Origin of the sequence: Kitasatospora sp. NPDC057015 (assembly GCF_042673745.1) — a bacterium.
Lineage (GTDB): Bacteria > Actinomycetota > Actinomycetes > Streptomycetales > Streptomycetaceae > Kitasatospora.
In genome coordinates, this window is the sequence record NZ_JBHUSG010000082.1 from 1 (window position 1) to 21,323 (window position 21,323).

General features: G+C 74.1%; 16 protein-coding genes. 12 read left to right on the top strand and 4 right to left on the bottom strand.

The window, feature by feature from the left end:
- Nucleotides 1–442 precede the first annotated feature (442 nt).
- The 3 genes from ACFTWP_RS39885 to ACFTWP_RS39895 all read left to right on the top strand — a co-directional run bounded on the left by ACFTWP_RS39885 (nt 443) and on the right by ACFTWP_RS39895 (nt 2,343).
- Complete coding sequence (locus ACFTWP_RS39885; protein ID WP_380270087.1) at nt 443–655, top strand: hypothetical protein; 213 nt, start codon at nt 443–445, stop codon at nt 653–655.
- Complete coding sequence (locus ACFTWP_RS39890; RefSeq protein ID WP_380270088.1) at nt 652–1,023, top strand: fic family toxin-antitoxin system, toxin component; 372 nt, start codon at nt 652–654, stop codon at nt 1,021–1,023. The genes ACFTWP_RS39885 and ACFTWP_RS39890 overlap by 4 nt, the downstream gene beginning before the upstream one ends.
- A gap of 219 nt (nt 1,024–1,242) precedes the next feature.
- Complete coding sequence (locus tag ACFTWP_RS39895; protein WP_380270089.1) at nt 1,243–2,343, top strand: calcium:proton antiporter; 1,101 nt, start codon at nt 1,243–1,245, stop codon at nt 2,341–2,343.
- Nucleotides 2,344–2,517: 174 nt separating this feature from the next.
- Here the strand turns inward: ACFTWP_RS39895 and ACFTWP_RS39900 are convergent, their stop codons facing one another.
- On the bottom strand, nt 2,518–3,429 hold the full coding sequence (locus ACFTWP_RS39900; protein ID WP_380270090.1) for an alpha/beta hydrolase family protein: 912 nt from the start codon (nt 3,427–3,429) through the stop codon (nt 2,518–2,520).
- A 102-nt stretch (nt 3,430–3,531) separates the two neighbouring features.
- Between ACFTWP_RS39900 and ACFTWP_RS39905 the strand changes: the two genes are divergently transcribed.
- Nucleotides 3,532–4,101 (top strand): TetR/AcrR family transcriptional regulator, encoded by a 570-nt coding sequence (locus tag ACFTWP_RS39905; protein WP_380270091.1) that lies wholly within the window; start codon nt 3,532–3,534, stop codon nt 4,099–4,101.
- 142 nt (nt 4,102–4,243) lie between these two features.
- Here ACFTWP_RS39905 and ACFTWP_RS39910 read toward each other — a convergent pair whose 3' ends face one another.
- Together ACFTWP_RS39910 and ACFTWP_RS39915 are read right to left on the bottom strand one after the other, a co-directional pair.
- The gene (locus ACFTWP_RS39910; RefSeq protein WP_073928142.1) at nt 4,244–4,894 is read right to left on the bottom strand and encodes a response regulator transcription factor; all 651 of its coding nucleotides are present in this window, start codon (nt 4,892–4,894) and stop codon (nt 4,244–4,246) included.
- The gene (locus ACFTWP_RS39915; protein WP_380270092.1) at nt 4,882–6,129 is read right to left on the bottom strand and encodes a sensor histidine kinase; all 1,248 of its coding nucleotides are present in this window, start codon (nt 6,127–6,129) and stop codon (nt 4,882–4,884) included. Before ACFTWP_RS39915 ends, ACFTWP_RS39910 begins: the two co-directional genes overlap by 13 nt.
- Nucleotides 6,130–6,668: 539 nt before the next feature.
- Here ACFTWP_RS39915 and ACFTWP_RS39920 point away from each other — a divergent pair.
- The 3 genes from ACFTWP_RS39920 (at nt 6,669) to ACFTWP_RS39930 (ending at nt 11,455) form a co-directional block, all read left to right on the top strand.
- On the top strand, nt 6,669–7,676 hold the full coding sequence (locus ACFTWP_RS39920) for a hemopexin repeat-containing protein (protein WP_380270093.1): 1,008 nt from the start codon (nt 6,669–6,671) through the stop codon (nt 7,674–7,676).
- A 416-nt stretch (nt 7,677–8,092) separates the two neighbouring features.
- On the top strand, nt 8,093–8,296 hold the full coding sequence (locus ACFTWP_RS39925) for a hypothetical protein (RefSeq protein ID WP_380270094.1): 204 nt from the start codon (nt 8,093–8,095) through the stop codon (nt 8,294–8,296).
- A 432-nt stretch (nt 8,297–8,728) separates the two neighbouring features.
- A complete protein-coding gene (locus ACFTWP_RS39930) occupies nt 8,729–11,455 on the top strand; it encodes a tetratricopeptide repeat protein (protein WP_380270096.1) in 2,727 nt (908 codons plus the stop codon).
- 132 nt (nt 11,456–11,587) lie between these two features.
- Here the strand turns inward: ACFTWP_RS39930 and ACFTWP_RS39935 are convergent, their stop codons facing one another.
- On the bottom strand, nt 11,588–12,058 hold the full coding sequence (locus ACFTWP_RS39935; protein WP_380270098.1) for an NTP pyrophosphohydrolase: 471 nt from the start codon (nt 12,056–12,058) through the stop codon (nt 11,588–11,590).
- A 552-nt stretch (nt 12,059–12,610) separates the two neighbouring features.
- On the opposite strand from ACFTWP_RS39935, the gene ACFTWP_RS39940 reads away from it, so the two are divergent.
- The 5 genes from ACFTWP_RS39940 to ACFTWP_RS39960 all read left to right on the top strand — a co-directional run bounded on the left by ACFTWP_RS39940 (nt 12,611) and on the right by ACFTWP_RS39960 (nt 21,072).
- Nucleotides 12,611–13,747, top strand: a complete 1,137-nt coding sequence (locus ACFTWP_RS39940) for an LLM class flavin-dependent oxidoreductase (RefSeq protein WP_380270100.1) — start codon at nt 12,611–12,613, stop codon at nt 13,745–13,747.
- Nucleotides 13,744–15,198: an MFS transporter gene (locus tag ACFTWP_RS39945; RefSeq protein WP_380270102.1), complete on the top strand. Its 1,455-nt coding sequence runs from the start codon at nt 13,744–13,746 to the stop codon at nt 15,196–15,198. The genes ACFTWP_RS39940 and ACFTWP_RS39945 overlap by 4 nt, the downstream gene beginning before the upstream one ends.
- A gap of 82 nt (nt 15,199–15,280) precedes the next feature.
- Complete coding sequence (locus tag ACFTWP_RS39950; RefSeq protein ID WP_380270105.1) at nt 15,281–16,699, top strand: pyridoxal phosphate-dependent decarboxylase family protein; 1,419 nt, start codon at nt 15,281–15,283, stop codon at nt 16,697–16,699.
- Between the two features lie 313 nt (nt 16,700–17,012).
- Nucleotides 17,013–20,216: a penicillin acylase family protein gene (locus ACFTWP_RS39955; RefSeq protein ID WP_380270106.1), complete on the top strand. Its 3,204-nt coding sequence runs from the start codon at nt 17,013–17,015 to the stop codon at nt 20,214–20,216.
- A gap of 235 nt (nt 20,217–20,451) precedes the next feature.
- Nucleotides 20,452–21,072 (top strand): L-threonylcarbamoyladenylate synthase, encoded by a 621-nt coding sequence (locus ACFTWP_RS39960; protein WP_380270104.1) that lies wholly within the window; start codon nt 20,452–20,454, stop codon nt 21,070–21,072.
- Nucleotides 21,073–21,323 lie beyond the last annotated feature (251 nt).

The window sequence follows — 21,323 nt, forward strand, 5'->3', positions numbered from 1 at the left end:
GACGGCGTGGTCGCGGTGGTGGAGAAGCTGAAGGGCCATCCGCTGTTCGCCCACATCACCCTCACCCGCTCCGAGCGCTCCCCCATCGCCGCCCTCGTCACCGAGATGCTGGAGGACATCCAGCACCCCTGACCCCGGATCGCAGCCGACGCGTTCGTCGTCGATCGCCTGCCCCGCCTGCCGTACCGGCGGCGCCGCTGCCCGGCCGAGAGCTCTCGGCCGGGCAGCGGCACGAAGGGCTGTTCCGGCCGGGCACGACGGGCAGCCGGCGGGGACGGCGGGCGGGTTGGGCGGGTTGGGCGGGCGCAGGAGCCCCACCCGTCGGAACGGGTCCGGGGACGTGCTCAGTGGGGGCGTCGACGCCACTCACCGGCATGGACCTGCGATCGGAAGCCTCGCCGGAGCCCTCCCGGCCTCTGCTATCAGGTGCTAGCTTGAGAGCATGGCGAAGACCCAGGTGAACCTGCGGATGGACGAGGCCGTGGCCGAGATGGCCAGGCACGGCGCGGAGACCCGGCGCGTACCGGTCGGCGAGTACGTCGCCCAGCTCATCCAGGACGACAACAACCGCATGCACGCGCGCTTCCTCGCCGGTGCGCAGCAGGTGCTGGACGAGTACGGGGACCTGATCGACGGGATCGAGGACGCCGCGTGATCCTGCAGGTCGACCTCGCGTGGGTGCTGGAGGTGGCCGAGCGGGCGGGGGTGGGCGATCCGGCGCCGGTCGACTACGGGGTGGCGATCGCGGCCGTGGAGCGGCACCGCGCGGTGGTGGCCGGGCAGGACGTCTACGACGGACCCTTCTCCCGTGCCGCGGCGCTCGCGCACACCCTGGCTCGGCTGCCCTGGTTGGAGCGCTCCAACCTGCGGGTGGCCGTCGCCGTCGCGCACGGCTACCTGCAGGCCAGCGGCGTCGCGGTGAAGCTCGACCAGGAGCGGGTGAGCACGGTGGCGAACGAGCTCAAGCGCCCGGGCGCCACCGCCGCCGACATCGCCGAGGCGCTCACGACCTGGCGAAGCTGAGCGATCCGCAGCCGGTGCTCCCCCCGTGGCCGGCCGGCCTGCCGACGGCGTTCCTCCGGTGCGAGTCGCCGCGGTGCGGGCGACTGGGTGCGCGCACGCCCGAGCGCCGCGCAGCCACGGACCAGAACCCAGATCTCGCACTGGGCCGCCCGGGGGACTCCGGCGCCCAGGGCGGCGGCGCACCCCGCCCGGCGCGGGCCGGGATGCGAGGCTCGACGGATGATCGACCGCATCCGCGCAGGTGTCACCCGATGGACCGTCACCGTACCGCTGCTGGCGCTGGTGACCCTGGCACTGACCTGGGGGCGGTCGCTGCCCGGCGCGGTGGTGGCCGTCGTGGCCGTGTTCCTGGCCGGCGCGGTGCTCGCCGCGGTGCACCACGCGGAGGTGATCGCGCACCGGGTGGGCGAGCCCTTCGGGTCACTGGTGCTGGCCGTCGCGGTGACGATCATCGAGGTGGCCTTGATCGTGACCCTGATGGCCGGTGCACCGGTGAAGAACGCGACGCTCGCCCGCGACACCGTCTTCGCCGCCGTCATGATCACCTGCAACGGCATCCTCGGCCTGTCGATCCTGCTGACGGCCCTGCGCCACCGCGTCGCCGTCTTCAACGCCGAGGGCACCGGCGCGGCCTTCGCCACCATCGCGACGCTCGCCACCCTCAGCCTGGTGCTGCCGACGTTCACCACCAGCACGCCCGGCCCGCAGTTCAACACCGCCCAGCTCACCTTCGCCGCGGTGGCCTCGCTCGGACTGTACGGGCTCTTCGTCGCCACCCAGACGCTCCGCCACCGCGACTACTTCCTTCAGGTCACCGCCGAGGGGGAGCTGCTGGACGAGGACGACCACGGCGAACTGCCCGGGAGCCGGGAGGCCCTGACGAGCCTCGGCCTGCTCGCCGTCGCCCTGGTCGCCGTGGTGGGCCTGGCGAAGGTCGTGTCGCCGACCATCGAGTCGGCGGTCGCCGACGCGGGCCTCCCGGCCTCGGTGGTGGGCGTGGTGATCGCCCTGCTCGTACTGCTGCCGGAGACGATCGCGGCGCTGCGGGCGGCCGTCGACAACCGGGTGCAGACCAGTCTCAACCTCGCGCTCGGCTCGGCCCTGGCGAGCATCGGACTGACCGTACCCGCGGTGGCGGTGGCCTCCGTGTGGCTCAGCGGCCCGCTCGTCCTGGGCCTGGGCCCGACGCACATGGTGCTGCTGGCGCTGACCGTGGCGATCGGCACGCTGACGGTGATCCCGCGCCGGGCCACGCCGCTCCAAGGGGCCGTCCACCTGTCCGTCCTCGCGGCGTACCTGGTACTCGCGGTCAGCCCCTGACCCCTCCACCCCTGCGACCGGCAGGGCCCCCAGCCGCGCACGGGTCCCCGCCTTCGGAATCGTGCAGCGGATTCCGCGTCGGCGCAGACAGTCGCGGTTGGTGCGGACCCGTGGGCCGGCTCCGCCCGCTCCCGGTTCGGTCGGCAGCGCGGTCGACAGCGCGGTCCGGCTGGTTCACTTGCTGGAGATGCTCCACCCACCGTCGCCGGCCGCGCCGGCGCTGTTGAGGGCGGTCCACGCGGCGTCGTTGAGCTTGAAGGCGTCGAGGAGGTAGGCGGAGATCGCGTCGGCGACGAGGGCGACGCGGGCCGGGTCCTCGTCGGTGGTCTCGGCGGCCATCTCGCCGGCGAGGCCGCCCAGGGTGTGCTCGCCCTCGGCGATGGCGAGCAGGCTCTTCGGGGACGGACTGAGGTGGTAGGCGTCGGTGAACCACTCCGGCCCCCGGGTGGAGAGCTGCGACTGGTCCTTGCCGCCCGCGATGACCAGGGCCGGGGTCGTCATGGTGGAGTAGTCCGGCCTCATGAACGGAAGGTGCTCGGCGGCGAACGGGGTGAGCGTGTCGCCGGTACCGGTCGCGGCGATCAGCGCGCCGGCCGCGACCGCGGAGTGGGAGAAGTCCTCCCCGGGAACGCCGTCGGCGTCGAGCACGCGCGCGCCGAGGACCGCGCCGGCGGTCTGGGCGCCCCAGGAGTGGCCGACGATCGCGATGCGCTCACGGTCGACGCGGTTCTCCAGGCCGCCGGCCTGGAGAAGGATGTCGCCGAGGCCGTCGAGGACCGCGTGGAGGTCGGCGATCCGGACGCGCCAGATGGTGGCAAAGCGCGGGTCGTCCCACCCGATGCCATTGCGGCGGGAGTCCAGGTGGGTGGGCTGCACCACGACGAATCCGGCTGCGGCCCACCGGTCGACGAGGGGCTCGTATCCGTCCAGGGACCATGCGTTGCCGTGGGAGAACACGATGACGGGCAGGTTCTGGCCCGACAGCGGGGCGGTGACCTTCACCAGCAGGTCGGCGCTGCGGCCGGGCGCGGGAACGGTGATGGGCTTGACCGAGACGATCCGCTGGTCGAGGTGGCGAGAAGACATGGGGGACCTGCGCTTTCTCCATGGGATGGCTCTGCCATACTTTGGCGGAGCGCCGTTCCGCCAATCTAGCGGAACATTGTTCCGCGAGTAAAGGAGGGTCCCGTGCCGGAACCGGTCGGAGTACGCCAAGCACAGGCACAGCGCACCCGCAGCGGCGTGCTGGCGGCCGCAGCAGCGGTCTTCGTGGACCAGGGCGTCCAGGCCCCCATCCGCGACATCGCCGAACGCGCCGGCGTCGGCGTGGGCACGATCTACCGCAACTTCCCGACCCGGGCGGACCTCGTCACCGCCGTCTACCGGCACCAGATCGACACCTGCACCGCTCTCGCGCCCCACCTCCTGGAGGAGTCGGCCTCCCCGTTCACCGCCCTGACCCGCTGGGCGGACGCGTTCGTGGAGTTCCTGGTGACCAAGCACGGCCTCAGCGCCGCCCTGGGATCCGGTGATCCGGGGCTGGAGAACCTCCACGCCCTCATGCTCAACACCCTGGTCCCGGCCTGCGCAACACTGCTCGACGCCTGCGCCGCCGCCGACGAACTCAGCCCCGGCATCACCGCCTACACGCTCATGCGCGCCATCGGAAACCTCTGCATCACCGGCCCCGACTACGACCAGGCCGACGCCAAGCACATGGTCGCCACCCTCCTCGCCGGATGCCGTCGCAAGGCATAGTGACCGGACCCGGCCCACCCCCACCGCCTACTGCGCGAAACTCCTGGCAACTAGCAACTCAGTAAGGCGAGTTCGGCCAAATAGCGATCCACGGCCGGAGTACCGGTACTCCAGCCGTGGATCGTGACCACGGATCGGAAGGTCAGGCCCGGGACGCCCCGAGGAACCGCAGCACGGCCAGGACACGACGGTGGTCCGCGTCGACCACGGGCAGGTCGAGTTTGGCGAAGATGTTGTTGATGTGCTTCGCCACGGCGCTCTCGCTGACCACCAACGCCTGCGCGATGCCGGCGTTGGAGCGCCCCTCGGCCATCAGGCCGAGCACCTCCCGTTCGCGGGGGGTCAGCCGCGCGAGCGGGTCGCTGTCGCGCCGCAGCAGCAACTGGGCGACGACCTGCGGGTCCAGGGCCGTGCCCCCGTCCGCGACTCGCCGGACCGCCGCCACGAAGTCGGCGACATCGGCAACCCGCTGCTTGAGCAGGTAACCCACACCGCTGGTGTTCGCAGACAGCAGGTCCGCCGCGTAGCGCTCCTCCACGTACTGCGAAAGCAGCACCACCGGAGTCCCCGGCCAGCGCCGACGGATCTCCATCGCCGCCCGCACCCCCTCGTCGGTGAAGCCGGGCGGCATCCGGACGTCGATCAACGCGAGTTCGGGCCGGTGCTCCGCCACTGCCGCCAACAGCCCCTCCGCGTCGCCGGCTTCCGCGACGACCTGGAACCCGCCCATCTCCAGCACCTTGATCAGGCCGACCCGCAACAACACCGAATCCTCGGCGATCACCGCGCGCACGGCAGCTCCGCGGTGATGGTGGTGGGCCCGCCGACGGGGCTGCTGACGTGGAAGGCCCCGTCGAGGGAGCCGACCCGCTTGGCCAGCCCGGTCAGCCCCGTGCCGGCGGCGCCGTCGGCACCGCCCAGCCCGTCGTCGGTGACGCGTACTCGCAGCACCTCGCCGACCTGACGGACCATCACCTCCGCACGCGTCGCGTTGGCGTGCTTCGTTGCATTGGTCAGCGCCTCAGAGATCACGAAGTACGCGACCGACTCCACGTTGGGCGCCACCCGCTCCTCCAGATTGACCCGCAGCCGCACCGGCAGGGGTGTCCGGGCCGCCAACCCGGACAACGCCGCGTCCAGACCACGGTCTTCGAGCACGGCCGGGTGCAGCCCCCGCACCAGGTCGTTGAGTTCGGCGATCGCCTCCTTCGCCTCCAGGTGCGCCATCGCGATCACCTCGCGGGCATCACTCGACAGGTCCGGGCGGGTGGCAATGGCCAGACCCAGGTTGACCGCGAGAGACACCAACCGCTGCTGGGTGCCGTCGTGCAGGTCGCGCTCGATCCGGCGGCGCTCCGCGTCGACTGCCTCGACCAAGTCGGTCCGGCTCACGGCCAGCCGATCGACCCGCTCCTGGAGCCGCTGCGCCCGGCTGGGCCCGAGCAGGCCCGACGCCAGCCGCGCCTCGGCCCGGGCCACTGCCCGCGCCGTCCAGGGCAGGGCGCACAGGAGGAGGAGTCCAGCCGCTGTGTAAGCCGGCACCTGGGTCAGGTAGCCGAACCAGCCCCGGCGGATTCCGGTTGGCAGTGCCCATGACCAGGCGTAGGCGATGACGCCCGCCAGGCACACCGCCGCCACCGCGAGCACCAGCAGCTCCAGCAGCGCGAGCAGCGGGCCCAGCAGCAGGTGGTAGCCGATCTTGCGCCACGGCCGCGTCGCCGCGAGCCACCGGGCGGTCGAGGCCCACGTCCGTCGTTCCGGCGCGGCGGGGGTGAGCCGGGGGACGTCCACACCGATGAGCACCCGGTACCGCGCCCGCTGAACGGCCGTCAGCACCGGTGTGCCGAGCAGGACCAGGGCGGCCGACAGGGAAACCGTAAGGAGCCAGTTCCCCGTCCTGGCGGTGGTCGTCGCCGCCCAGGCCCACACGGGCACCAGCGCCAGGTGCGGCAGCACACCGGCGGCGAGAAAGCCGGTGTCCCGCTGCGCCCGGAGGACCGCGCGTCTCAGTCCAGCTGGAATCGTCATGGCACGACGCTAGGGCACCGCAGGAGGACGGTGCCATGAAACCTGTACCCGATCTCATGGTGAACCTAGTACCAGCCGCAGATCTCGATCCTGGCCTGTGGGCGGACAGCAGCTGGGGTCGGTAGGTCGGCTTCTGCCGGCCGCCGACAGGGAGAGCGGGCCCGGTGGAACTGGCACTTGGCCCCGGTGAGCATCGTCATCAAGTTCTTCGCGGCACCGGACGGCCGGACGGGGCGAACGTCCGGCCGCGGACCGCCTTCCTGCCGGAGCGACGATGACGTGCCGGCGCACGCAGCGGCTCGGGCCCGCAGCGTTCGCCGGTCTCCTGGTCGACGGTGGCCGGTGCGCAGCGGCCACAGGATTCGGCGCGGCGGGGCCGGCACGTCGCCCACCATGACGGTGCGCCCGAGCACCGCGACAGTTCCCTCTGCGCTCCGTCCCAGGCCCGCGTAACCCGCGTCGGCCAAGGATCGTTTGATCACGTGCCACACCTACCGATGAGTGGCCGTGTGCACACCGTCGACCGAGAGGATCATGTGATGGCCGAGGCCTACTTCGCGTTCAAGTGCCAGCCCGCACCGGAGGAGTTCGTCTTCAAGCTGACCGACGACGCCAGGATCGAGGAGGCACGCAGGATCCTCCGCGGCGAGGAGAGCGAGAAGATCCACGTGACCGGCCGGATCGTCAAGCGGGCCGCCCCCTACAATCCGGGCTGGAGTTACCACCTCGACCCGGCCACCGTCAGTTTCTTCGCGATGGCCATCGAGGTGTGCGACGCCCACCCCAGCTATGTCGAGGAGCACCTGGACGAGGCCTGCGGCGCTTTCCTGCCCGGCTGCTTCTGGTGTCCCTGGACCTCGACACTCACCCGCGAGGTCGACGGGGAGCCCGCCGCCACCACGACGCCCACCCCACCCGCGGCCCTCCAGACCAAGTCCCTCTCGACCGGCTGGCCCGGTCTGAAGGGCACCGTGTTCGCCTCCGGCTTCGACGCCGTCTGCGGCGTTCCGGACAACGCCACCGACCTGTACCTGTTCAAGGGCGACCAGTACCTGCGCTACAGGGTCGGCGAGGAGAAGGTCACCTCCGGGCCCAAGAGCCTCACGGCCGGCTGGTCGGGCCTGAAGGGCACCGCCTTCGCCTCCGGCATCGACGCGGCCTCCCTCGTCCCGGACAACACCACCGACGTCTACCTGTTCAAGGGCGACCAGTACCTGCGCTACCGCACCGGCGACGAGAAGATCACCTCCGGGCCCAAGAGCCTCGCGGACGGCTGGGCCGGTCTGAAGGGCACCGCCTTCGCCACCGGAATCAGCGCGGCCTGCAGCGTGCCCGGCGAGCCCACCAGCCTCTACCTGTTCAAGGGCGACCAGTACGTGCTCTACCGCACCCGCGACGAGAAGATCACCTCCGGGCCCAAGAGCCTGGCGTCGGTCTGGGGGGTCGACGGTGTCTTCGCCAAGGGCCTCGACGACGCCTGCCGCGTCCCCGGCGGCACCGGTGACCTGTACTTCTTCAAGGGCGACCAGTACGTCCGGGTGCGCTAGCCGGGCCCCGGCCGAATCGTGCCAAGGGCTGGCCGAGCCCCCACCAGGTCGGGCCGACCGCAGCCACCCGGTGGCGACTGCGGCCGGCACCGCCGGTGCACGGCGGACCGGGCCGGCCCGGCCGTCCGTGGTCCGTACGCGCTCGTGCAGCCGGGCGGCCCTGGCGTTGAGACAGCGCGCCCCGTCACGGCCGGCCGCCGGTGCGTCAGGCCGTGACGGATCAGGCCGACTCCCCCGGCGGGGCGGGAGTGCGGAGTGGGAGTGCAGGTGGAGTCCCCGGGCCCGACAGGGCTGAAATTCCACTCGGAGTCGAACCGTCACCGTGTCTGTAGGTATACGACCCACTACCGGTGGTAGCTTCCGACCGTCGCCCGATCCGGGCGCCGACCTCAGCCCACCATGCGAAGGAGTGACCCATGACCCAGCTCAGCGCGACCGCCGCCGAGACCAAGAAGGCGCTTGCCAGTCAGGACGCGGCGACGAAGACCTGGCGCCACGTCATCCAGCCGGACGCGGACGCCGCCGCCAACTACCTCAACCTCAACCCCGCCCAGGGGCCGGGCGAGGCGACCGTCACCACGCGGCCCGACGGGCAGCTCGACCTCCTCGTCCTGCTCTGATCCCAGACCCCTGAACGACTGCCGGTGCCGCGGTGCGACGGGCTCGCACCGCGGCACCGCATCAGACCGGTTCCCGTTCGACCGGATGCCGGCGGATCGCTGCCGGCGCGGTGTGCGCGTTCAGCCGCGGCAGCGGGCCTGCGGGTGGCACAATCCCAGCCACGGGGGCTCTGCCGGTGGGGAGTTGGGAGTGATGTCGGTGCGACATCGGGTACGGCGGTCCGGGGCGGCGGACCGGGGCGCGGCCGGGATCACCGTCGCCGGCGTCGGCACCGACCCGAGCGGACCTCGCACATGACGCGGCCCTCCACCCCGGCCCCGGGCGGCGACGAAAACCTTCGCAGCGCGGCTCCCGGCGACGACGGGACGCCCCGGGCGACGATCCCCGGACCGGCCGCGCCACCGGGTCCGCGAGCGCCGTCCAGGGACAGGGTGCCCCGCGAGGGTGCGGCCGGGAGTGACGTCTCCGATGCGGCGATCGGCACGGGCAGCCGCGTCGGGCACACCGAACTGCACGGCACCGCCTCCGGCAACGCCCGGCTCTTCCAGGCCGGCCGGGACGTCAACATCCACCTCCGTCAGGAGGCGGCCCCCGCCCCGGTGCAGTGGCCGGTGCTGGTCGGCACGGTCCCGCCGAAGGCCAGCGCCTTCCAGACCCGGACCGAACTGCGCAAGGCCGTCGACAGTGCCCGCGAGAGGTCCGGGACCGTGGTGCTGTCCCAGGTGCTGGCCGGTCAGGGCGGCGTCGGCAAGAGCCAGCTCGCCGCCTCCTACGCCCGGCAGGCACTGGACGCGGGCACCGACCTGGTGGTCTGGGCCGACGCGACCCAGCCGGCCGGTGTGCTGGCCGCGTACGCGGACGCCGCACGGCAGGTCCGGGCACCCGGGGCAGCCGGGCGCCCGGAAGAGGTCGAGCAGGATGCGGACGCGTTCCTGAGGTGGCTCGCCACCACCGACAGGTCCTGGCTGGTCGTCCTCGACAACGCCACCGAGCAGACCCCCGACGGTCTGTGGCCCGGCACGAGCCGCGGCGGACGAGGACGGGTCATCGCCACCACCCGCCTGCGCGGGGCCGAGGCCAGCGACGCCGGACGCGCGCTCGTCGACGTCGGCGTCTACTCCGCCCGCGAATCAGCTGCCTACCTGCGCCAGCGCCTCGAAGCGGCCCGCTGCGCACACCTGCTGGACGACACGACCGCCGACCTCGCCGAGGCACTCGGACATCTGCCCCTCGCACTCGCCTACGCCGCCGCCTACCTGATCCGCCGCCGGCGCAGCGCCGGCCGATACCTGCGGCTGTTCCACGACCGCGCCCAGACCCTGGAGGACGTCCTACCGGCGCGCACGGGCGTCGACGGCTACCAGCGATCCGTCACCGCGGCCCTCCTGCTCTCCCTCGACGCCGCCCGGCAGGAGGAGCCACTGGCCGTCCCCGCACTGAGCCTGACCGCGCTCCTCGACCCGGCCGGGCATCCCGAGGACCTCTGGGCCACCACCCCCGTACTGGACTACCTCACCGGCGCCCGCACAACGGCGGTGGACGGCAGTCGCCCGGCGGAAGCGGACGAGGGCGGGGACGGTGTGCTGCGGGTTCGGGTGGACGACGCGCTCGATGCGCTCGCCGTCCTGCACAACTACAGTCTCGTCACCCTCACGGAGGAGCGGAACCGGCAGGTGACGCTCCACGCGCTCACCGCCCGGGCCACCCTGGACACCGTCCCCGCCGGACAACGCCCCTACGGCACGGCAGCGGACGCCCTCGTGGCCCTCTGGCCGAAGGAAGACCACCTGGACCGCGACCTCGCAGCCGTCCTGCGCCTCAGCACCGACACGCTCGCCGACCATGCCGGCGACCGGCTCTGGGAGCAGCCCGGCACAGGGTACTCGGTCCTCTTCCGCTCGGGTTTCAGCCTCCACGAGGCGGGCCTGCAGACCGCCGGCATCCGCCATTGGGAGCAGCTCGCCGCCACCGCCGACCGGCTCCTCGGCCCCGAGCACCCCGACACCCTGGCCTTCCAGAGCGGCGTCGCCTCCTCCTACCACCAGGCCGGGCGCACGGCCGACGCGATCGCTCTCGAAGAGCGCGTCCTGGCCGACCGGGAACGCACCCTCGGCCCCGACCACCCCCACACCCTCACCGCCCGCAACAACCTCGCCGGTTCGTACCGGCAGGCAGGACGCACCGACGACGCCATCACGCTGCAGGAACGCGTGGTGGCCGAGCGCGAACGCCTGCTCGGCCCCGAGCACCCCGACACCCTCACCACCCGCCACAACCTCGCGCACTCCTATCAGCAGGCGGGGCGCATGGCCGACGCCATCGCCGTCGAGGAAGGCGTCCTCGCCGACCGCGAACGCCTCCTCGGCCCCGACCACCCCCACACCCTGACCACCCGCCACAACCTGGCCGCGTCCTACCAGTTGGTCGGACGCACCGACGACGCCACCGTGCTGCTGGAGCGGGTGGTGGCCGACCGCGAACGCCTCCTGGGCCCCGACCACCCCGAGACCCTCACCACCCGTGGCAACCTCGCCAACTCCTACCGGCGGGCAGGACGCACCGACGAGGCGATCACCATGGAGGAGCGCGTCCTCGCCGACCGCGAACGCATCCTGGGCCCCGACCACGCCGACAACCACGTCACCCGGCACAACCTGGCCAGCTCCTACCGGCAGGCCGGACGCATCGAGGACGCCATCACGCTGCAGGAACACGTCGTGGCCGACACCGAGCGCCTGCTCGGCCCCGAGCACCCCGACACCCACGTCACCCGCCACAACCTCGCCTACTGCTACCACCAGGTCGGACGCACCGACGACGCCATCGCCCTGCTGGACTCCCTGGTGAAGGAACCGGTGGTGGGATCCAGGCACCCGAACATGGTGGCCTCGCGCGTCAAACTGGCGGTGGTACTGACGGAGCGCGGACTGTCGCTTCTTCCGGGGGACGTGGCCGGGGCATGGCGGGACGCGGCCGCCGCCGTGCAGGCGGTCGGCCCCCACCTGGACGACCGTCCCGCCCGGTACGGGACGGCCCTCACGAGGGCCTACCTGCTCGCCGCCGACGCCCTCGACGCCGACGGTCAGCCCGAGGCCGCCGCCGAGTTCCGCCGGCGTGCCCTGGCGGTCGCCGACGCGGCGTCAACCACCGTCCCGTGAAAGCCTCAGAACCGGCCCGACCGGCGGGAGGGACCCGGCCCGGCCTCTCCGATGCGGCCCTCAGCCCGACCGGGCTGCGGTCGACTTCTGGGCGCCGGCCCCGGCAGGCGGCGCTACACCGACCCGGCGGCGCTACACCGGCCAGACGGCGCGCGGGCCGGTGACGAGCGCGCCGTGGGCGGCCACCCGGGAGCGGAGCTCGCGGTCCGCGGTGACGACCAGGCAGCGCCGTCCCGGGTGGGCGGCCACGGCGCGCTCGACGACGCCGACGATCCGGTCGTCCCCGCTGCCGGACGCGGCCACGACCCGCACCTGTGCCACCTCCGCCGTGCCCCGGGCCGCGCCCTCGACCACGAGCACGACCTCCAGCGGGCCGGTACGGCACCACGGCGGCGCCCCTTCCCCGCCGGTGACGCCCCGGGCGGCGACGGTGACCAGGGCGTCGCGCAGCCGCTCCGCCGCGCCGAGGCGGTCCCGCCACCAGCCGTCGGGAACGGAGCCCACCACGTTGGCGGCGTCCACCACCAGGAGCGGGACGGCCGCCGGCCGCTCGCCCGCGTCGCGGTCGTCCGTTTCGCCGTCGCCCGTCGCGTCGTCGTCCATGGGCCACCAGCCTGCCACAGGACGCCGCCGGGGCCGCCCGCCACCCGCCCGACGGCCCGATGCCGGGGAGGCCCTTGTCGGGAGCCGGGGTTGTCGTTCATGATCTGTGCCATGCCAGGCGCAACCGCGGCCCCCGAAGCCTCCGTACTCCGCTGCGGCGGTGTGGACGGCTGCCGGGCCACGCGCCGACCGCACCGCTGTCGCCTGCACCGCTGTCGCTCCTGTCGCTGTCTTCCCCGCCTCTGACGGTTGCGCGGCGGTCAGCGCCGCGGCGGCCGGGCCTGGCGTCGCCGGCCGGCGGCCACCGGCCACCGGCCACCGGCCACCGGCCGGACAACGGGTCGGCCGACCGGACCGGCGTCGGATCCCGCCCAGCCACTCGGCGCCACGACGCGGCGACCGCCGCACACCCGGCTCCGCTCCGCCACCCCGCTGTCCCCCTCGCAGTACCCCGTCACCACCCCGTCACCCCGCCGTCCTTCCACCGGCCGTTCGCGGCCGGTCCCCGCGTACCCGGGGCGTGCCACGGCGCGCCGCCGGTGAGGAGCCGTCGTGCCCGACCAGTTGCCAGCCCGCACCGGGGACCTGGTGTTCCACTGGTTCCTGCCCACCGGAGGCGACGGCCGCGATCCGGGCGGCGTGACCGCCGTGCAGGGCCGCACCCTCGCCGCGACCCGGCGCCGCGCCGACGTCGGCTACCTCACGCAGGTCGCCCGGGCCGCCGAGCAGGTGGGCTTCACGGCGCTGCTGGCGCCGGTCGGCCTGGGCTGCGTCGACCCGTGGATCATCGCGACGGCCGTCGCCCAGCACACCGACCGGATCGCCTTCCTGGTGGCGTTCCGGCCCGGCTTCGCGAGCCCGACCCTGCTGGCCCAGCAGGCGGACGCGTTCCGCCGCTTCGCCGGCGGCCGGCTGCGGTTGAACGTGGTGACCGGCGGCGACCCGGTCGAGCAGCGCGCCTACGGCGACGCCCTGGCCCACGACGAACGCTACGACCGCACCGACGAGGTGATGGCCGTACTGCGCGAGCTGCTGGCCGGCCGCGGCGGCGACCTCGACGGCCGGTACGTGCGCACCGAGGGAGCCGCCCTGGTCGACCCGGCGACGGAGCATCCCGTGCCGCTGTACTTCGGCGGGGCGAGCCCGGCGGCCGAGGCGGTGTCGGCCCGCCGGGCCGACGTCCAGCTGTACTGGGGGGAGCCGCCGCAGGCGCTGGCACAGCGCGTCGAGCGGCTGGACGGCCTCGCCGCGCGGCACGGCCGGGTGCTGCGGCACGGGCTGCGCATCCACGTCATCGCGCGGGACACGTCGGCCGAGGCGTGGGCGGAGGCGGACCGCATGCTGGCCCGGATGGACCCGCAGGCCGTCCGGGCGGCGCAGTTGCGGTACGCCGGGATGGACTCCACCGGGCAGGCCCGGATGGCGGCCCTGCACGGCGGCCGCGCGGACTCGGCGTCGCTGGAGATCGCCCCGAACCTGTGGGCGGGGGTCGGTCTCGTCCGGGAGGGCGCCGGCACCGCGCTGGTCGGCTCGCACGACGAGGTCGCGCGGCGGCTGGCCGAGTACGCGGACCTCGGCATCGAGGAGTTCGTGCTGTCGGGCTACCCGCACCTGGAGGAGGCGTACCGGGTCGGCGAAGAGGTGCTCCCCCGCGTCCGCGCGCTGGTGGCGGCGGGCGGGGCCCGATGAGCGCCGCCGAGGACACCCGCGCGCCGGCGAGCACGCCGGGCGCGGCGCCGCTGCCCGCCGTGGTGCGGATCGGCTACGGCCTGGGGTCGCTCGCCACCGGCACGTTCGGCACGGTGCCAGGCCTGATCCTGCTGTACTACCTGACGGACGTGCTCGCCGTGCCGGCGGCCGTCGCGGGCGCGGCCGTGTTCCTGCCGAAGGCCTGGGACGTGCTGGTCAATCCGCTGGTCGGCGCCCTGTCCGACCGCAGCGGCTGGCGGGCGGGCCCGCGCCGGCCGTTCCTGCTGATCGGCGCCTGCACCCTGCCGCCGCTGTTCGCGCTGCTGTTCGCCGCGCCGCCGCTGCGCGGAGCGGCCGCCGCCGGCTACGTCGCCGTGCTGTTCCTGCTGGCGGCGACGGCGTACGCGGTCTTCCAGGTGCCGTACGTGACGATGCCCGCCGAGATGACCGAGGACGAGGGCGAGCGCGGCCGGATGCTCGCCTGGCGGGTGGGCTTCCTCGGCGCGGCGATCCTGCTGTCCGGCGCGCTCGCACCGGCGATCGCGCACGCGGGCGGCGACGGCCCGGGCGGCTACCGGCTGATGGGGGTGGCGGTGGCGGCGCTGCTGGCGGCCGGCATGTTCGGTGCCTGGCGCAGCACCCGGCGGGCGCCGGCGGTGGCCCGCAGCCGTACCGAGCCCTCGCTGCGCGCGCAGCTCGCCGCCGTCCGCGACAACCGGGCGTTCCGCTACCTGGCGGGCATGTGGACGGTGCAGGCCCTGGCGGTGGGCGTGATGCTCGCCGGCGTGCAGTACTTCGCCACGTACACGATCGGCTCGCCGGGGGCGGTCACGCCGCTGTTCGCCGCGATGATCGGCCCGCTCGTCCTGGTGATGCCGTTGTGGACCAGGCTGGCCCGCCGCCGGGGCACCGGCTCGGCGCAGGCGTGGGCCTCGGTGCTGTTCGTGGTGGGCGCCGCGGCACTGTCCCTGGCGGGCCGCACGGGTGCGGGAGCGGCCGCGTACGGTGCGGCAGCCGTGGTCGGAGTCGCCTACGCGGGGCTGCAGTTGCTGCCGCTGACGATGCTCGCCCAGACGCTGTCGGCCGATGCCGAACGGACCGGGAGCAGGCGCGCGGCGACCTTCACGGGCCTGTGGACGGCCGCCGAGACGTTGGCCCTCGCCGTGGGCGCCGGGCTGTTCGCCGCCGTGCTGGCGCTGAGCGGCTTCCGGGCCTCGGCCGCCGGTGAGCGCGTCACCCAACCGGACGCGGCGGTCACCGCCATCACCGTCGGCACCGGTCTGCTGCCCGCCGTGCTGGCCGCCGCCGGCCTGTGGCTGCTGCACCGCTACCGCGCGCAGAGCGCGGCCGACACCCCGGGCGCTCCGGGCAGCGCCCCGGCCACTTCCGCCATCCAGACCATCCCGACCGCTCCCGACGCACCGAAGGACGGACCCACCCGTGCCGGCTGACGCCACCACCCCCGACGCCCCGAGCTCCACACCGCCGCCGGACACCGCCACCGCGCTCCGCCCGGGCCGGCCCGCCGCCGAGATCCTCGCCGAACTGCGGGCCCTGCGCGGCCACGACGCCCCGACCCGCGGCGGCCGTACCTTCGCCTACGTCTACGACGCGGGCCTCGACGGGCTGGACGAACTCACGGCCGCCGCCTACAGCGCGTACGCGACCGTCAACGGCCTCGACATGACGGTCTTCCCCAGCGTCGCCCGGCTGGAGAACGACATCGTCGCGGCGGTCGCCGCCGTGCTCGGCGCGCCGGGCTGCCAGGGCACCTTCACCAGCGGCGGCACCGAGAGCATCCTGCTCGCCGTCAAGACCGCCCGCGACCACGCGCGCGCCACCCGCGGGGTCACGCAGCCGCGCATGGTGCTGCCGTCCACCGCGCACGCGGCGTTCCACAAGGCCGCCGCCTACCTCGGCGTGCAGCCCGTCGTGGTGCCGGTCGACCCGGTCACCTTCCGGGCGGACGCCGGCGCCGTGGCCGCCGCGATCGACGAGCACACCGTCCTCGTGGTCGCGTCCGCCCCGTCCTACGCGCACGGCGTGCCCGACCCGGTGACGGAGATCGCCGCGGCCGCCGCCGAACGCGGCGTGCTCTGCCACGTGGACGCCTGCATCGGGGGCTGGATCCTGCCCTTCCTGCGCCGCGCCGGACGCGAGGTCCCGCCGTTCGACCTGTCGGTGCCGGGCGTCACCTCCCTCTCCGTCGACCTGCACAAGTACGGCTACGCCGACAAGGGCGCCTCGGTCGTGCTCTACCGGGACGCCGAGCTGCGCCGCCACCAGTACTTCGCGCACGCGGGCTGGCCGGGCTACCCCGTCGTCAACCCGACCGTGCAGGGCACCAAGTCGGGTGGGCTGCTCGCCCAGGCGTGGGCGGCCCTGCAACACGTCGGCGAGGACGGCTACACCGCGCTGGCAGCGCGGGTGGCCGACGCGTCCGACCGGCTGCTCGCCGGACTGCGCGCCACCCCCGGCGTCCGCGTGCTGGGCGACCCCGCCGCCGCCCTGGTCGCCTTCACCCTCGACACCGACGGCGGGCCCGACCTCAGCCTGCTGCTGCACCTCGCCGACGAGATGCGCGAACGCGGCTGGTACCTCCAGCCGCAGCTGTCCTTCGACGGTCTGCCGCCCAACCTGCACCTCACCCTCACCCCGGCGACGGCGGACCGGGTGGAGGCGCTGCTGGCCGACCTCGCGGACGCGCTGAAGGCCGCCCGCGCCCTGGCACCCGTCGCGGTCGACCCCGCGCTGGCCGAGCTGGCCGCGGGCCTCGACCCGGACACCCTCGGCCCCGAGGACGTCGCCGGCGTCCTCGCCTTCGCCGGGCTCGACCCGAACGCCGGACTGCCGACCCGGACGGCCCCCGTCCTGGTGCTCCTCGACGCCCTGCCGGGGCCGCTCAAGGAGCGGCTGCTGGCGGAGTTCGTGGGGTCGATCTTCCGCATCTGAGGCTCCGGCCACGGCGGCTCCCCGGCCCGCGCGGGCGGGGAGCCGCGGCCCGGCCAGGCACCGTGCGACCGTTCTGACCGTGCCTCAGGGGGCCAGTGTGTCCGCCGCGTTACGGTCCCATGGCGGGTTCCGCGATCGCTCTACCGGCGGGTACGGGAGCGGGGCTAGCGTTCGCGTGCGTCCCGCTCCGGGACGCACCGACCGCCCCCACTCCGCCGCCAAGGAAGAGGCTCAGGTGCCCCCAGCTCCTGTTCCGCCCCGCCACCCGTCCCCGCGCCCGGCCACTCACCCGGCCCGCCGTCCGCGCCGCCGGCTGCGCTCCGCCGCCCTCGCGGCCCTGACCGCCGCCGCCCTGCTGCTGGGCGCCGTCGCGGCCACACCCGCCGCCCCGGCCGCCGGCCCCGCCCCGGCCCCCGGCGACCCCTGCCTCGGCCAGTGCCAGGACATCCTCACCGCGGGCGAGAACGGCCACGCCACCCTCGCCGGGATCCTGCTCCACCAGAGCGTCGGCACGCGCCCGGCCCACTCCGCCGACCAGGTCGAGCGGTACGACAACCTGCTGCACGACTACTCCGGATTGACGGACGACCAGCTCGCCGCCTACTTCAACGACGCCTCGTTCGGGGTGCCCGCCGGCCAGACCGAGAGCACCCTCACCCCGCGTCCCGGCGTCACCATCACCCGCGACAAGGCCACCGGCACCCCGCACATCAAGGGCACCACCCGCGCGGACACCGAGTTCGGCGCCGGCTACGCCGCCGGACAGGACCGCCTCTGGCTGATCGACGTGCTGCGCCACGTCGGCCGCGGACAGCTCTCCTCCTTCGCCGGCGGCGCGGCGGGCAACCGCGCGCTGGAGCAGAGCCTGTGGGCCGTCGCGCCGTACACCGAGGCCGACCTCCAGCAACAGCTGGACCGGGTGCGCGCCTCGGGGGCCCGCGGCGTCCAGGCCTACCAGGACATCCAGGACTACGTCGCCGGCCTCAACGCCTTCGCCGCGGCGGACGTCGCCGCCGACAACTACCCGGGTGAGTACGTGCTCACCGGCCACGGCTCCACCATCCAGCCCTTCACCGCCACCGACGTCGTCGCCGTCTCCTCGGTGATCGGCGCGATCTTCGGCGGCGGGGGCGGCGGCGAGGTCGAGAACGCCCTCGCCCGGATCGCCCTCCGCCAGCGGCTCGGCACCGCCGAGGGCGACCGCGCCTACGCCGCCTGGCGGTCCGGCGACGACCCCGAGGCGACCGCCACCGTGCACGACGGCACCACGTTCCCCTACGCCGCCTCGCCCGCGAACCCGGTGGGCACCGCGCTCCCCGACGCGGGCTCGGTCGCCGCCTTCGCCCACACCCGGGGCGGCACCGGCACCGGGGCGACGGCGGCCACCGTCGCCGCCGCTGCGAACGCCGCCGCCACCACGGATACGGCCACGGCCGCCGAGGGCGTGCTCCCCGCCGACCTGATCACCGCGAAGAAGGGCATGTCCAACGCCCTGCTGGTCTCCGGGGCGCACACCGCCTCCGGCCACCCGGTCGCCGTCTTCGGCCCGCAGACCGGCTACTACGCCCCGCAGATCCTCATGGTGCAGGAACTCGACGGGCCCGGGCTGCGCAGCCGCGGCGCCTCCTTCCCCGGCCTGAGCTTCTACGTCGAGATCGGCCGCGGCGCGGACTACGCCTGGAGCGCCACCTCCGCCAACCAGGACATCACCGACACCTTCACCGTCGACCTCTGCGAACCCTCCGGCGCCGCCGCGACCACCGCCTCCCGCAGCTACCTCCTGGACGGCGTCTGCACCCCCTTCGAGTCGCTCGTCCAGCACAACTCCTGGGCACCGACCACCGCCGACTCCACCGCCGCCGGCGCGTACGACCTGGAGACCCTGCGCTCGGCCTACGGCCTGCTCACCCACACCGGCACCGTCGCCGGCCGGCCGGTCGCCTTCACCGCACTGCGCGCCACCTACCGGCACGACCTGGACTCGGTGATCGGGTTCCAGGAGTTCAACGACCCGTCCGCGGTGACCTCCGCCGCGACGTTCCAGCAGGCGGCGCAGCACGTCGGCTACACCTTCAACTGGTTCTACGCCGACGCCGACCACACCGCCTACTACAACTCCGGCACCGACCCGGTCCGCGCCGCCGGCACCGACCCTGACCTGCCGATCCTGGCCCGCCCCGGCTACACCTGGCAGGACTGGGACCGCGCCGCCAACACCTCGGCCGTCGAACCGCCGGCCCGGCACCCCCAGTCGGTCGACCAGGACTACTACGTCAGCTGGAACAACAAGCAGGCGCCCGGCTTCACCTCCGCCTGGGGCAACGGCGCCGTGCACCGCGCCGACCTGCTCGACGACCGGGTCTCGGCCCTCGTCGCACGCGGCAAGGTCACCCGCGCGGATCTGGTCACCGCCATGGAGGACGCGGCCGCCGTGGACCTGCGGGCCGACCAGGTGCTGCCGGAGCTGCTGGCCGTCCTCGACTCCGCGCCGGTCACCGACCCGGCGCAGGCCGCCGCCGTCGCCAAGCTCCGCGCCTGGCGGACGTCGGGCTCCCACCGGCGCGAGGCGCACAAGGGCGACGGCGTCTACGCGGACGCCGAGGCGATCCGGATCCTCGACGCCTGGTGGCCGCTGCTCGTCGAGGGCGAGTTCCGCCCAGGCCTCGGCGACGGCGCCTACCGCGCGCTGACCGCCGTCGCCCCGATCAACGAGTCGCCCTCGGGCGGCCAGCAGGGCTCGGGCGGCGGCGGCAGCAGCATCGCCGCGGGCGAGGCCCACAAGGGGTCGGCGTTCCAGCACGGTTGGTGGTCGTACGTCGACAAGGACCTGCGGACCGTTCTCGGCCGTCCCGTCCAGGGGTCGCTCGACCGCACCTACTGCGGCGGCGGCTCCCTGACGGCCTGCCGGCAGGTGCTCCTCGACACCCTGACCGCGGCCGCCGCCACGCCCGCCGCCACCACCTACCCCGCCGACAAGTACTGCGGCGCCGGCGACCAGCTCTGCGCCGACTCCATCGTGCACCGGGCGATGGGCGGCATCACCGTCCCCCGGATCGCCTGGCAGAACCGCCCGACGTACCAGCAGGTCGTGGAGTTCCCGGCCCGCCGCGGCGACGACCTGGCCAACCTGGCGACGGGCGCCAAGGCGACCGCCTCCGACTACCAGGACGCCGTCGTGGTCGCCTACCCGCCCCGCCAGGCCGTCGACGGCAACACCGGCACCCGCTGGGCCAGCAAGACGGTCGCCACGGCCTGGATCAGCGTGGACCTCGGCGCGGTGCGCAAGGTCGGCCGGACCGTCCTCGACTGGTCCGACCAGTACGCGAAGTCCTACCGGATCGAGGTCTCCACCGACGGCGCCACCTGGCGCACGGTGTACGCCGCGACCGGGGCCGGCGGCGGGCTGGAGAACCGCGCCTTCGCGCCGGTCGACGCCCGCCACGTCCGCATCACCCTGCTCGAACGGGGCACCGACAATCGGTACTCCCTCGACGAGATCGGCGTCTACTCCCACTGACGGGCGGGAACGGCCTCCGCAGGACGCAGGCGGCCGGCCGGCGGTGGCCGGCCACCTGCGCCCACGGCCGCCGCCGGCGCTCCCCCACGGACGCGCGGGCGGCGGCGCGAAGCCGCCGGGAGGGCGCCGCGGGTGCGACGCGCGGGCGGACGAGGAGGCCGGGCACAGCGACACCGGCACTCCGACGGTGGACCGGAGACGGGCCCGGACCGGCCGGATCCCGTAGGGTCGGCCAATGGCGAAGTACTTCGACGTGCACCCGCAGTCCCCTCAGGCCCGGACCATCGGCACGGTGGTCGACAGCCTCCGTTCCGGAGCCCTCATCGCGTACCCGACCGACTCCTGTTTCGCCCTCGGCTGCCAGATGGGCAACCACGAGGGCCTCGAACGGATCCGGTCGATCCGGCGTCTCGACGAGCGCCACCACTTCACCCTGATGTGCGAGAGCTTCGCCCAGCTGGGGCAGTTCGTCCACATCGACAACGACGTCTTCCGCGCCGTCAAGGCGGCGACGCCGGGCAGCTACACCTTCATCCTCCCCGCCACCAGGGAGGTTCCACGCCGGCTGATGCACCCGAAGAAGCGGACGGTGGGTGTAAGGATCCCCGACCACGTCGTCACCCGTGCCCTGCTCGCCGGGCTCGGCGAGCCCCTGGTCTCCAGCACCCTGCTCCTGCCCGGTGAGGACGAACCGCTGACCCAGGGCTGGGAGATCAAGGAACGGCTCGACCACGTGCTGGACGCCGTGGTGGACTCCGGCGACTGCGGCACCGAGCCGACGACGGTCGTCGACTTCTCCGGCGACGCGCCGGAGATCGTCCGGCGCGGGGCCGGCGACCCCGCGCGCTTCGAGTGACGGCAGGGGCGCGGTCCGGCTGACGGCGGCCGCACAGCGACACCCCGCCGCGGTACCCGGCTCCGGATCAGGGTGAGCCGGTGGAGGTGGCGTTCGTGGGGCCGGGGCTCCGGATCGGGCCCCGGCCCCATGAACGGGCAGCGCGGTTCCGGCTACAGGAGGTCGGTGTTGGGTTCGAGGCCGCAGAGGATGCGGCCGTAGGTCTCGGCGACGGTGTTGGGGTGCAGGACGCCGTTGAGGTTGAGCGCCTG

Bases quoted from the DNA above. Each gene is read 5' to 3' on its own strand.
- ACFTWP_RS39885 (WP_380270087.1), top strand. From the start codon at position 443: ATGGCGAAGACCCAGGTGAACCTGCGGATGGACGAGGCCGTGGCCGAG.
- ACFTWP_RS39895 (WP_380270089.1), top strand. From the start codon at position 1,243: ATGATCGACCGCATCCGCGCAGGTGTCACCCGATGGACCGTCACCGTA.
- ACFTWP_RS39900 (WP_380270090.1), bottom strand. From the start codon at position 3,429: ATGTCTTCTCGCCACCTCGACCAGCGGATCGTCTCGGTCAAGCCCATC.
- ACFTWP_RS39915 (WP_380270092.1), bottom strand. From the start codon at position 6,129: ATGACGATTCCAGCTGGACTGAGACGCGCGGTCCTCCGGGCGCAGCGG.
- ACFTWP_RS39920 (WP_380270093.1), top strand. From the start codon at position 6,669: ATGGCCGAGGCCTACTTCGCGTTCAAGTGCCAGCCCGCACCGGAGGAG.
- ACFTWP_RS39925 (WP_380270094.1), top strand. From the start codon at position 8,093: ATGACCCAGCTCAGCGCGACCGCCGCCGAGACCAAGAAGGCGCTTGCC.
- ACFTWP_RS39935 (WP_380270098.1), bottom strand. From the start codon at position 12,058: ATGGACGACGACGCGACGGGCGACGGCGAAACGGACGACCGCGACGCG.
- ACFTWP_RS39945 (WP_380270102.1), top strand. From the start codon at position 13,744: ATGAGCGCCGCCGAGGACACCCGCGCGCCGGCGAGCACGCCGGGCGCG.
- ACFTWP_RS39960 (WP_380270104.1), top strand. From the start codon at position 20,452: ATGGCGAAGTACTTCGACGTGCACCCGCAGTCCCCTCAGGCCCGGACC.